Raw genomic sequence first — 11,466 nt, forward strand, 5'->3', positions numbered from 1 at the left:
TGGGGACGGGTTGAATCATAGAGGATGAACCCGGCTCCAAACTCAGAGTTTCATCTGTGTGGGCAGCCAGGTCACGATGCCGGGCACAAAATAAATCAGCATCACTGCGCCCACCATCAGGAAGAACATGGGCATGGACACGCGGGCGATGTAGGGCAGTTGCTTGCCCGTCATGCCCTGCAGCACAAACAGGTTGAAGCCCACGGGCGGCGTGATCTGCGCCATCTCGACCACAAACACGATGAAGATGCCAAACCAGATCGGGTCGATGCCCGCTTTTTGCACCGTGGGCATGAGCACACCCATGGTTAGCACCACCATGGAGATGCCGTCCAAAAAGCAGCCCAGGATGATGAAAAACACCATCAAGGCCATGATGAGTGCGAAGGGGCTGAGGCCCAGGCCGCCAATCCACTCGGCCAAATGGCGCGGCAAGCCGATGTAGCCCATCGACAAGGTCAAAAATGCAGCCCCCGCCAAAATCAGCGCGATCATGCAGTACAGCCGTGTGGCCCCCATCAGGGCGTCCTTGAACACAGCCCAGCTCATGGAGCCTTGCAGTGCCGACAAGACCAAGGCGCCGACCACACCCACCGCCGCCGCCTCGGTGGCGGTGGCCAAGCCGGTGTAGATCGAGCCCAATACCGCTGCAATCAGCAAGACCACAGGGATCAGGCTGCTTGATGCCTGCAGTTTTTGCATGAAGCTCATGGGCGCGTCACGCGGTGGGATTTGGTCCGGATGGCGAAGTGACCAATAAATGATGTAGCCCGAAAACAGCCCCGCCAGCAGCAAGCCGGGCAAGACCCCGGCGATGAAGAGCTGGGCAATCGACACATCGGCCGCCACGCCGTACACGATCATGATGATGGACGGCGGAATCAAGAGGCCCAGTGTGCCCGAGCCGGACAGGGTGCCAATCACCATGTTTTCAGGGTAACCGCGTTTTTGCAGCTCGGGCAAGGTCATCTTGCCGATCGTGGCGCAGGTGGCGGCGCTGGAGCCGGACACGGCCGCAAAGATGGCGCAGCCCACCACATTGGTGTGCAGCAAGCGCCCGGGCAGGGCCTGCATCCAAGGGGCCAGGCCCTTGAACATGTCTTGACTCAGGCGGGTGCGAAACAAAATTTCGCCCATCCAGATGAACAGGGGCAGGGCCGTGAGCGTCCAGCTTGAGGCCGAACCCCAGATGGTGACCGCCATGGCGTCTCCAGCGGGCCTGGCGGAAAACATTTGCATGCCCACCCAAGCCACACCCGAAAGCGTGAGGCCAATCCACACACCGCTGCCCAAAATCAAAAACAAGGTCAGGACCAGCAGCCCTGTGATCATCAAGTCATTCATGGCAGCTCATTCGTTGCGCAGCATCTCGCCGCTGACAGTGGCGGCACGTTGGCCCCGGATTTCCAGCACCAGCTCATCCACAAAGGCCAGTGCAAAAATCACCGTGCCCAATGCCATGGCCAGCTGCGGAATCCACAAGGGCGTGGCGTCGTTGCCCGTGGAGATGTCGTGAAACTCGAGGGATTGCCACACCAGGCGGCAACTGTAGAAGGCGAACAAACAAGCCAGCAAGCTGGCCAGGGACAGGCTGAACACTTCCATGGCGCGATGGGCCGTGCCTTTGAACAAGCCCAGCACCAAGGTCACGCGGATGTGTTCACCCCGCTTCAAGGTGTGGGCCAGCGCCAAAAAGCCCGCCCCGGCCATGAGGTAGCCCGCATAGGCATCGGTGCCGGGCACATGGAAATGGAACTGCCGGCTCAAGATCGAGAGCAGCACCATGAACAGCAGGCCACACATGCACAGCGCCGCCAGGGCGGCGGTGCTGGCATAAATCGCGTTCAACAGTCGGCGCATCGGCTCAGCGCTTGAAGGCGTCGACAATGGCTTTGCCTTCAGCCCCGGACTTTTCCAGCCATTCCTTCATGATGGTGTCGCCCACCTTCTTCATGTCAGCTTTGAGCTGAGCCGAAGGCGGAGCGATGGTCATCCCGTTGGCCTTGAGGGTTTCCAAGGTCGTGGTGTTCACTTTGCGTGACTCGGCCCAGCCCCTTGCTTCGGCATCGGCTGCGGCTTTGAGCAAGGCGTCTTGTGTGGCTTTGTCCAGCGCATCGAAGGCTTTCTTGTTGGCAATCACCGCGTTTTTGGGCAGCCAAGCCTGGACGTCGTAGTAGTACTTCAGGTGTTCGTACAGCTTGCTGTCCACGCCCGTGGCACCCGAGGTCATGGTCGATTCGACCACACCTGTGGCCAGGGCTTGCGAAAACTCGGCCGCCTGCACGGTCACAGGTTGGGCACCGACCAGTTCAGCGATCTTGGCGGTGGTGGGGCTGTAAGCACGCCACTTGATGCCTTTGAGGTCAGCCGCGCTGTTGATCGGTTTTTTGCTGAAAATGCCTTGTGGAGGCCAAGCCACCGAGTACAGGAGCATCATGCCTTGCTCGGCAAGCTTTTTTTCCAGCAGCGGCTTTTGGGCCTTGTAGAGCTTCATGGACTCGTCATAGCTGTCGGCCAAAAAGGGCAGGCCGTCCGCGCCAAAGGGTTGCCATTCGTTCTGGAAGTTGACCAGCAAAATCTCACCCAACTGGGCTTGACCGCCTTGCACCGCACGCTTGATTTCCGGGGCCTTGAACAGCGAAGCGTTGGCATGCACCGTGATTTTCAGCTTGCCTGCGGTGGCCTTGTCCACGTCGGCCGCAAACTGGGTCATGTTGACCGAGTGGAAGTTGGTGGCGGGGTAGGCGGCAGGCAGGTCCCACTTGGTTTGGGCCGAAACAAAACCGGAAACAGCGAGCAAGCCAGCCAACAGGCTGAGGTGAAGGGCACGACGTTGCATGAAAACTCCTGTGAAAGATGGAAATGAACGGTTCACTGGGCAGTGCAAGAAAGGTGCCCGCTTGGCGCGCGCATCGGGTGCATCTGTCAGGTGCTCACTGTAGGCAAGGCGGGGCCGATCCGTGATCGGTGTTTTCCCTTAATGTCAACAAATTGTTGGCAAATTGTCGGCATCGGGCATAGACTTTCTCATCTTCCCAGCCTTGACGGAAACCATGCCGCGCAAAAATTCCCTCAGCATCTCTGCCGCCAGCCCCATCGTGTCCTCGGCCCACCTGGTCTCGCCCGACAGCGCCGAGATGAGCGAGTTCGAGTTCGGCCTGATCGTGGCGGGCAACGCGTTTCACCGCTGGATCATCCACTGCATGGCCGCTGCCGGCCTGAAGGACCTGACGCCGCTGGATGTGCTGGTGCTGCACCACGTCACGCACCGCGCGCGCGACAAGCGCCTGGCCGACATCTGCTTCATCATGAACATCGAAGACACCCATTTGGTGAATTACGCCCTGAAAAAGCTGCAAGGCTTGGGCGTGGTGATGTCGCAAAAACACGGCAAGGAAGTGACCTATGCGGCCACCGATGAAGGGCGCGGCTATGTGCAGCGCTACCGCGAAATCCGCGAGAGCTGCCTGATCGATGCGCTCAAGGCCGACGATGGCCTGAACCGCGACATTGGCGAGCTGGCCCGATTGCTGCGTGTGCTCTCGGGCATGTACGACCAGGCGGCGCGTGCCGCTGCTTCTTTGTGAAATTGATGTTTTGAATTCAGATTGTTGACCGACCTATGACTGAACCCAACACCCCACCCGCTGGCACAAACCGTTGGCAGTTCTGGATTGACCGGGGCGGCACCTTCACCGACGTGGTGGGCAAGCGGCCTGACGGCACTTTGGTCACGCACAAGCTGCTCTCCGAAAACCCCGAGCAATACCGCGATGCGGCGGTGGCGGGCATCCGCCATTTGCTGGGCTTGAAGCCTGGTGAACCCGTCACACCTGAACGGGTTGAATGCGTGAAGATGGGCACCACCGTGGCCACCAACGCGCTGCTGGAGCGCAAGGGCGAGGCCACGCTGCTGGTGACCACACAGGGTTTTGGCGACGCGCTGCGCATCGCCTACCAAAACCGCCCGCGTTTGTTTGACCGCCAGATCGTGCTGCCCGAATTGCTCTACAGCGCGGTGCTTGAGGCGCAAGAGCGTGTGGCGGTGGATGGCGAGGTCTTGCAGCCGCTCGATGAAGTGCATTTGCGCACCCAATTGATGCATTGGCACAGCCAAGGCGTGCGCTCGGTGGCGGTGGTTTTCATGCACGGCTGGCGGCACACGGCGCACGAGCAAGCGGCGGCGCGGCTGGCGCGTGAAGTCGGCTTCACGCAGGTCAGTACCTCGCACCAGACCAGCCCGATGATGAAGCTGGTCAGCCGGGGCGACACCACGGTGGTGGACGCGTATTTGTCGCCTATCCTGCGCCGCTATGTGGACCAGGTGGCCAGCGAAATGCCGGGTGTGAAACTGATGTTCATGCAGTCTTCGGGCGGTTTGACCGACGCCCAGGTGTTTGCGGGCAAGGACGCCATCTTGAGCGGTCCGGCGGGCGGCATTGTGGGCATGGCCCGCACGGCGCAGCTGGCGGGGCATGACAAGGTGATCGGTTTTGACATGGGCGGCACGTCCACCGATGTGTCGCACTTTGCCGGGCAGTTCGAGCGCGAGTTCGAAACCCAGGTGGCGGGTGTGCGCATGCGTGCGCCCATGATGAGCATCCACACCGTGGCGGCAGGCGGCGGCTCCCTGCTGGCCTATGACGGTGCGCGGTTTCGGGTGGGGCCGCAAAGCGCGGGGGCCAACCCGGGTCCGGCCAGTTACCGCCGGGGCGGGCCGCTGGCCGTGACCGATGCCAACGTGATGGTGGGCAAGGTGCAACCGAGGTTTTTCCCCTCGGTGTTTGGACCGGATGCGAACCAGCCGCTGGATGCCGAGGTGGTGCGCGGGCACTTTGAAAAACTGGCCCAGCAAACCGGTCGCGCCGCCGAAGATGTGGCGCATGGTTTCATCCAGATCGCGGTGCAGCAGATGGCCAATGCGATCAAGAAAATTTCGGTGGCACGGGGCTACGACGTGACGCGCTACACCTTGCAATGCTTTGGCGGCGCAGGCGGGCAGCACGCTTGCCTGGTGGCCGATGCCTTGGGCATGTCGCAGGTGCTGGTGCACCCGCTGGCAGGTGTGCTCTCGGCCTATGGCATGGGCCTGGCCGACCAGAACGTGATGCGTGAGGAATCGGTGGAACGGCGCCTGGACGCTGAGGCCATGCCCCTGATGGCCGCGCGTTTGCAGGCCTTGGGCGAATCCACCCGCCAGGCTTTGCTGGCGCAAATGGGCGGGGATGCGGGCAGCGCCCACCGCATCGAGCTGCGCCAACGTGTGCATTTGCGCTACGAAGGCACCGACTCGGCGCTGGTCGTGCCCTGGGGCGATCAAGCCCAATTGGTGGCCGGTTTTGAAGCGGCGTATCGCCAACGCTTTGCCTTTTTGATGCAGGGCAAGGCCCTGGTGGTCGAAGCGGTGTCGGTCGAGGCCGTCTTGCCTGGCGATGCGCCCGAAGAAGCGGCGCACACCTTGCACCCCGAGCGCGAAGTGCCGCGCCGCGACACGGTGCAGGTGTATGCAGCCAATGCGCAAGGCGTGGCCCAGTGGCAAGACGCTGCCCTGGTGGTGCGCGAAGACATGCGCCCCGGCGATGTGATCAACGGCCCGGCCATCATTGCCGAGAAAAATGCCACCACGGTGGTAGAGCCGGGCTGGCAAGCCCGACTGACCTTTCTGGACCACTTGTTGCTGGTGCGCGTGCAGGCGCGGGCGGTACAGCATGCGGCGGGCACACAGGCCGACCCGGTGCTGCTCGAAGTGTTCAACAACCTGTTCATGAACATCGCCGAGCAGATGGGCTTGCAGCTGCAGAACACCGCCTACTCGGTCAACATCAAGGAGCGCCTGGACTTCTCCTGCGCCTTGTTCAGCGCCGAAGGGCACTTGATCGCCAACGCGCCCCACATGCCGGTGCACCTGGGCTCCATGGGCGAGAGCATCCAGACGGTGATTCAGGAAAACAAAGGCCGCATGCAGCCGGGCGATGTGTTCGTGTTGAACGATCCGTATCACGGCGGCACGCATTTACCCGACATCACCGTCATCACCCCGGTGTATCTGGACGGCCACGGCGAGCCCGTGTTTTATGTGGGCTCACGCGGCCACCACGCCGATGTGGGTGGGCTCACGCCCGGCTCCATGCCGCCGTTTTCCACGCGCATCGAAGAAGAGGGTGTGCAGATCAACAACGTCAAACTGGTCGAAGCCGGGCGTCTGCGCGAAGCCGAGATGGTGGCGCTGCTGCAAAGCGGTGAATACCCCTCGCGCAACCCACAGCAAAACATGGCTGACCTGAAAGCGCAGATCGCCGCCAACGAAAAAGGGGTGCAGGAGCTGCGCCGCATGGTGGAACAGTTTGGCCTGGACGTGGTGCAGGCCTACATGCGCCATGTGCAGGACAACGCTGAAGAATCGGTGCGCCGCGTCATCACGCGCTTGAAAGACGGTGCGTTCACTTTGCCGCTGGACAACGGCGCTCAGATTCAGGTGGCGGTCCGTGTGAACGCGCAGCAGCGCACGGCCGAGATCGACTTCACCGGCACCAGCGCCCAGCTGCCGAACAACTTCAATGCCCCCCGTGCGGTGTGCATGGCGGCGGTGCTCTACGTGTTCCGTAGCCTGGTGGACGACGACATCCCACTGAACGCGGGTTGCCTGAAGCCGCTCAAGGTCATCATTCCCCAGGGCTCCATGCTCAACCCCAACCCGCCCGCTTCGGTGGTGGCGGGCAATGTGGAAACCTCAACCTGCATCACCAACGCGCTGTTTGGTGCTTTGGGCGTGATGGCGGGCAGCCAGCCGACCATGAACAACTTCACCTTTGGCAATGCGCGGGTGCAGTACTACGAAACGATTTCGGGCGGCAGCGGGGCGGGCGGGCGCTTCGATGCGCAAGGTAACTTGGTGGGTGGTTTTGCTGGCACTTCGGTGGTGCAAACCCACATGACCAATTCGCGCCTGACCGACCCCGAGGTGCTGGAGTTCCGTTTTCCGGTTCGGCTGGACAGCTATGCCATCCGCCAAGGTTCAGGCGGTGCGGGGCGCTGGCGCGGCGGTGACGGCGGTGTGCGTCGCGTGCGTTTTCTGGAGCCGATGACGGCGGGCATTTTGTCCAACGGGCGCGTTCACCCGGCCTTTGGCATGGCGGGTGGACACAGCGGCCTGCCGGGCATCAACCGGGTGGTACGCCGAGATGGCACCGTACAAGAGCTCGCGCACATCGGCCAGGTCGAGGTGCAAGTGGGTGATGTGTTCGAGATCCACACCCCGGGCGGCGGCGGTTTTGGCGTGGCCGAGTCTGACGCTGCTACCTGAGGCTCAAGGCTTTTTCATGGGGGATGCAGGGGCTTGGCCATAGGACTGGCCTTGCACCCGTACCCCCTGCTCTGACAGGCTGGCCGCTTTTTTGGGACCGATGCCTTTGACGCGTTGCATCACGTCTGTCCAGTCCCGGAAGGGGGCTTTTTGGCGCTCGTTCATGATGGCCCGAGTCATGGTCGGCCCTAAGCCATTCAGGCCGTCCAGTTCTATTTCCTGGGCCTTGTTCAGGTCCACTTGTGCCCAGGCGATGCCCGTCAGGAGCATGGACACAATCCCCGTGCTGATGGTGTGGCGCATACCGATTTCTCCCTGCGTTGGCGCTGCAGTTCTCTGCAGCGGCGTTCATTGTGCTGGGGGAGGTCGGATGGGTGAAGGGCGTTGCTGGCATGACTTGAAACAAGGTGTTTCAAGCCAGACTTTTACAACTCTTCAACGCGTCTGGGCGGGTAGCTGTCCCAGGCCTGGCAACCCGGGCAATGCCAGAAGTGTTCTTTGGCCTCAAATCCGCAGGCAGCGCATCGGTATCTGGCAAGGGGTCGAATGGCCTGTTCCAGTGCTTTTTGCACCGTGGCGGGCAAGGGCTTGGTGGCGCTGTGTTCGTCAACCAACCAACGGGTGGCCGCCATCAGGGAGGCGTGTTGGTTCAAATGGTCCAGGTAGCGCTGGTGTGATGCCGCAGCATGCTCCGCCGAGTCTGAGGTCAGTGCTGTGATGGCGTCGAGCACATCGATGCAGGGCAGCTTGTCGTAATGTGCCTTGAGAACTTGCGTCGCGGGTCCGGACAAGTCGGCCGCTTGAGCGGCTTTGACCAAACTGGCTGCCGCCAAGGGAGCGGCCACGTCCACGCGTTCAAACAGCACCGACAGGGTCTCAAACGCTTGTGCAGCCTGTCCTTGCGATAGCTGCAATTGCCCAAGCAAGATGCGGGGTCTGGCGGCTTCGGGGGTGGTCTGAATGGCGGCGGTCAACAGTTCCGTGGCTTTGGCCGTGTCACCTTGTTGAACGGCTTCGCGTGCTTGCTCGCATTGGTAATGGGCTAATCGCATGTCGAAATTGGCTTCGCCTGACTTCTCCAACAAACCGGCCACCCGGGCTGCTTCAGGCCATTCGCGCGATCGCTCGTAAATCGCCAGCCGTGCCAGCCGGGCTTGACCTTCGTAGGAGGTGCCCTCCAGTTTGCGCAGTGCTTCTTCAGCGCGGTCCAGCAATCCCGCCTTCAGGTAGTCGAGTGCCAGGCCATGTTGGGCGCGTTGCCGATCGGCCCCACTCAGGTCGGCGCGTGACAGCAGGTGTTCGTGCACACGCACGGCGCGGTCGTATTCACCCCTGCGGCGAAACAGATTGCCCAGTGCAAAGTGCAACTCAGACGTGTCGGGATCGTTTTGAACGGCCTCGATGAAGGCGTCGATCGCCTTGTCTTGCTGTTCATTGAGCAGGTAATTCAGACCTTTGAAGTAGGCCCGCGGTGCCTGGCGGTTGGCGATGCGCATCTGGCGCAAATCGAGGCGCGATGCGATCCAGCCCAAGGCGAAGGCCGCTGGCAGGCCCAGCAAAATCCAGGTCAGATCAAGTTCCATGGGAGGCTTCTGGTGCAGGTTTCGGCTCTGCGTTGGCGGCTGAATTCAGGCGCATGGCGTGACGGTGCCGCCACCACCGGGGCACCATGCCCAAGACGCCCACCACCACCCCCAGACTGAAAGCGGACAGCACCACCAAAACGGTGGGTGCCGACCAAAACGTGCCGAAAAAGAAGTTGACACGTGTTTCTTGCTGGTTGTTCAGCGCAAAAGCAAACAGGGTGAAAAAGACGGCGGCTTTCAGTAGCCACTGAAGCAGCCGAAGCAGACGTTTCATGGAAGACCTCGGAATCTGGCTTCATTCTAACGGGCCGGTCGATGCCACGAGGGTCGCTGCGGCAGACGGGCGGGCTGACGCTGCTTGCAGCGTGGTCCGCAGCACGCATCAAGGTTTGGCTTGACCTGTGGCGGGGTTGGCGGTGCCAGCGTCCACGGCTTCGCGCAGGGCTTTGCCGGGCTTGAAATGGGGTACGCGTTTTTCAGGAATCTGAACGCTTTCGCCAGAGCGGGGGTTGCGGCCGATACGGGGTGGGCGGCGGTTGATGGAGAAGCTGCCAAAGCCGCGGATCTCGATGCGGTGGCCTTTCACCAGCGCATCGCTCATGGCGTCGAGCACCGTCTTGACGGCCAGTTCGGCGTCACGGTGGGTCAGCTGCGCAAAGCGGGCGGCGAGTTCTTCAACCAGATCGGAGCGGGTCATGATGTCAATGTGTTGGATGGCTTGTGGCTGACTCAGGCACGGACCTGAAAAAAGCCTGCCCCCATGACAGGGGCAGGCTTTTCAGACAGCAAGCGTCTTCAGATCACGAGGATCAGTTGTTGTCGAGCTTGGCACGCAACAAAGCGCCCAGGCTGGTGGTGCCAGCGTTTTCGGTCTTGGCCTGCTGCGACAGCGAAGCCATGGCTTCTTGCTGGTCAGCTTGGTCCTTGGCCTTGATCGACAACTGGATGTTGCGGGTCTTGCGATCCACGTTCACCACAACAGCAGTGACTTCGTCGCCGACTTTGAGCACGTGGCTGGCGTCTTCCACGCGGTCGCGCGAGATTTCGGACACACGCAGGTAACCCACGATGTCTTCGCCCAGGTCGATTTCAGCGCCCTTGGCATCCACGGACTTGACCTTGCCGGTGACGATCTGGCCTTTGTCGTTGATGGAAGTGAAGGTGGTGAAAGGATCGGAGTCGAGCTGCTTGATGCCCAAGCTGATGCGCTCGCGGTCCACATCCACAGCCAAGACCAAAGCCTCGACTTCTTGACCCTTCTTGAATTCGCGCACGGCGTTTTCGCCGGTTTCGTTCCAGGACAGGTCAGACAGGTGCACTAGGCCGTCGATGCCGGCAGCCAAGCCCACGAACACGCCGAAGTCGGTGATCGACTTGATCGGGCCCTTCACGCGGTCGCCGCGCTTGGTGTTCTGAGCGAACTCTTGCCATGGGTTGGCACGGCACTGCTTCATGCCCAAGCTGATGCGGCGCTTGTCTTCGTCGATCTCGAGGACCATGACTTCGACTTCGTCACCCAGAGCCACGATCTTGGATGGGGCCACGTTCTTGTTGGTCCAGTCCATTTCAGACACGTGCACCAAGCCTTCGATGCCGGGCTCGAGTTCCACAAACGCGCCGTAGTCGGCGATGTTGGTGATCTTGCCGAACATGCGGGTACCCTGTGGGTAGCGGCGGTTCACGCCCATCCAAGGATCGTCGCCCATTTGCTTGAGGCCCAAGGACACGCGGTTTTTCTCGGTGTCGAACTTGAGGATCTTGGCGGTGATTTCTTGACCGGCGGTGACCACTTCGGAAGGGTGACGGACACGGCGCCATGCCATGTCGGTGATGTGCAGCAAGCCGTCAATGCCACCCAGGTCCACGAATGCACCGTATTCGGTGATGTTCTTGACCACGCCGTGAACGATGGAGCCTTCGCGCAATGTTTCCATCAGCTTGGCGCGCTCTTCGCCCATGGAGGCTTCCACCACAGCGCGGCGGCTCAACACCACGTTGTTGCGCTTGCGGTCGAGCTTGATGACCTTGAATTCCAGGGTCTTGTTCTCATAGGGAGACAGGTCTTTGGTGGGACGTGTGTCGACCAAAGAGCCGGGCAAGAAAGCGCGGATGCCGTTGACCAACACGGTCAGGCCACCCTTGACTTTGCCGCTGGTCACACCAGTGACGAACTCGCCGGATTCCAGAGCTTTTTCCAGAGACATCCATGAAGCCAGACGCTTGGCGGTGTCGCGGGACAAGATGGTGTCGCCGTAGCCGTTTTCGATGGAGCCAATGGCCACGGAGACAAAGTCGCCGACCTGGACTTCGACTTCACCCTGGTCGTTCTTGAACTCTTCGAGGGGAACATACGACTCGGACTTGAGGCCGGCGTTGACCACGACGAAGTTGTGTTCGATGCGCACCACTTCGGCGGTGATGACTTCACCGGGGCGCATTTCGGTACGTTGCAGGGATTCCTCAAAGAGGGCGGCAAAAGATTCAGACATGTGATTTCCTCATCCACAAATGCAGGACTGACGAGCGCGACATGCGTCGTTTCCAGGAGCTGACTGTGGCGATTGGTTGTGCGGTGTG

General features: G+C 61.1%; 10 protein-coding genes. 2 read left to right on the plus strand and 8 right to left on the minus strand.

Annotation, left to right across the window (positions count from 1 at the left end; translation table 11 throughout):
- Positions 1 to 42: 42 nt before the first annotated feature.
- The 3 genes from ACHEXL_RS03155 to ACHEXL_RS03165 are packed head-to-tail and all read right to left on the minus strand — an operon-like array spanning position 43 to position 2,839.
- Positions 43 to 1,344 (minus strand): TRAP transporter large permease, encoded by a 1,302-nt coding sequence (locus ACHEXL_RS03155; protein ID WP_416560595.1) that lies wholly within the window; start codon positions 1,342 to 1,344, stop codon positions 43 to 45.
- A gap of 6 nt (positions 1,345 to 1,350) precedes the next feature.
- Entirely contained in the window at positions 1,351 to 1,860 is a 510-nt protein-coding gene (locus ACHEXL_RS03160; RefSeq protein WP_416560596.1) for a TRAP transporter small permease, read from the minus strand.
- A gap of 4 nt (positions 1,861 to 1,864) precedes the next feature.
- Entirely contained in the window at positions 1,865 to 2,839 is a 975-nt protein-coding gene (locus ACHEXL_RS03165; RefSeq protein ID WP_416560597.1) for a TRAP transporter substrate-binding protein, read from the minus strand.
- A gap of 214 nt (positions 2,840 to 3,053) precedes the next feature.
- On the opposite strand from ACHEXL_RS03165, the gene ACHEXL_RS03170 reads away from it, so the two are divergent.
- Complete coding sequence (locus ACHEXL_RS03170) at positions 3,054 to 3,587, plus strand: winged helix DNA-binding protein (RefSeq protein WP_416560598.1); 534 nt, start codon at positions 3,054 to 3,056, stop codon at positions 3,585 to 3,587.
- 35 nt (positions 3,588 to 3,622) lie between these two features.
- Complete coding sequence (locus ACHEXL_RS03175) at positions 3,623 to 7,303, plus strand: hydantoinase B/oxoprolinase family protein (RefSeq protein WP_416560599.1); 3,681 nt, start codon at positions 3,623 to 3,625, stop codon at positions 7,301 to 7,303.
- Positions 7,304 to 7,306: 3 nt separating this feature from the next.
- Here ACHEXL_RS03175 and ACHEXL_RS03180 read toward each other — a convergent pair whose 3' ends face one another.
- The 5 genes from ACHEXL_RS03180 to rpsA all read right to left on the minus strand — a co-directional run bounded on the left by ACHEXL_RS03180 (position 7,307) and on the right by rpsA (position 11,378).
- On the minus strand, positions 7,307 to 7,606 hold the full coding sequence (locus tag ACHEXL_RS03180; protein WP_108427675.1) for a ComEA family DNA-binding protein: 300 nt from the start codon (positions 7,604 to 7,606) through the stop codon (positions 7,307 to 7,309).
- A gap of 122 nt (positions 7,607 to 7,728) precedes the next feature.
- The gene (lapB, locus tag ACHEXL_RS03185; RefSeq protein ID WP_416560600.1) at positions 7,729 to 8,886 is read right to left on the minus strand and encodes a lipopolysaccharide assembly protein LapB; all 1,158 of its coding nucleotides are present in this window, start codon (positions 8,884 to 8,886) and stop codon (positions 7,729 to 7,731) included.
- Complete coding sequence (locus ACHEXL_RS03190) at positions 8,876 to 9,163, minus strand: lipopolysaccharide assembly protein LapA domain-containing protein (protein WP_416560601.1); 288 nt, start codon at positions 9,161 to 9,163, stop codon at positions 8,876 to 8,878. The genes lapB and ACHEXL_RS03190 overlap by 11 nt, the downstream gene beginning before the upstream one ends.
- Before the next feature lie 108 nt (positions 9,164 to 9,271).
- Positions 9,272 to 9,586 (minus strand): integration host factor subunit beta, encoded by a 315-nt coding sequence (locus tag ACHEXL_RS03195; RefSeq protein WP_108427678.1) that lies wholly within the window; start codon positions 9,584 to 9,586, stop codon positions 9,272 to 9,274.
- Positions 9,587 to 9,698: 112 nt separating this feature from the next.
- Positions 9,699 to 11,378: a 30S ribosomal protein S1 gene (gene rpsA, locus ACHEXL_RS03200; protein WP_291940444.1), complete on the minus strand. Its 1,680-nt coding sequence runs from the start codon at positions 11,376 to 11,378 to the stop codon at positions 9,699 to 9,701.
- Between the last annotated feature and the right edge of the window lie 88 nt (positions 11,379 to 11,466).

The sequence above is a fragment of the Limnohabitans sp. YIMB22184 genome (genome assembly GCF_048020265.1).
In the GTDB taxonomy this organism is placed as follows: domain Bacteria; phylum Pseudomonadota; class Gammaproteobacteria; order Burkholderiales; family Burkholderiaceae_C; genus Limnohabitans_A.

Excerpts from the sequence above, each read along its gene's own strand:
- ACHEXL_RS03155 (WP_416560595.1), bottom strand. The coding sequence starts at position 1,344 with ATGAATGACTTGATGATCACAGGGCTGCTGGTCCTGACCTTGTTTTTG.
- ACHEXL_RS03160 (WP_416560596.1), bottom strand. The coding sequence starts at position 1,860 with ATGCGCCGACTGTTGAACGCGATTTATGCCAGCACCGCCGCCCTGGCG.
- ACHEXL_RS03165 (WP_416560597.1), bottom strand. The coding sequence starts at position 2,839 with ATGCAACGTCGTGCCCTTCACCTCAGCCTGTTGGCTGGCTTGCTCGCT.
- ACHEXL_RS03170 (WP_416560598.1), top strand. The coding sequence starts at position 3,054 with ATGCCGCGCAAAAATTCCCTCAGCATCTCTGCCGCCAGCCCCATCGTG.
- ACHEXL_RS03175 (WP_416560599.1), top strand. The coding sequence starts at position 3,623 with ATGACTGAACCCAACACCCCACCCGCTGGCACAAACCGTTGGCAGTTC.
- ACHEXL_RS03180 (WP_108427675.1), bottom strand. The coding sequence starts at position 7,606 with ATGCGCCACACCATCAGCACGGGGATTGTGTCCATGCTCCTGACGGGC.
- lapB (WP_416560600.1), bottom strand. The coding sequence starts at position 8,886 with ATGGAACTTGATCTGACCTGGATTTTGCTGGGCCTGCCAGCGGCCTTC.
- ACHEXL_RS03190 (WP_416560601.1), bottom strand. The coding sequence starts at position 9,163 with ATGAAACGTCTGCTTCGGCTGCTTCAGTGGCTACTGAAAGCCGCCGTC.
- ACHEXL_RS03195 (WP_108427678.1), bottom strand. The coding sequence starts at position 9,586 with ATGACCCGCTCCGATCTGGTTGAAGAACTCGCCGCCCGCTTTGCGCAG.
- rpsA (WP_291940444.1), bottom strand. The coding sequence starts at position 11,378 with ATGTCTGAATCTTTTGCCGCCCTCTTTGAGGAATCCCTGCAACGTACC.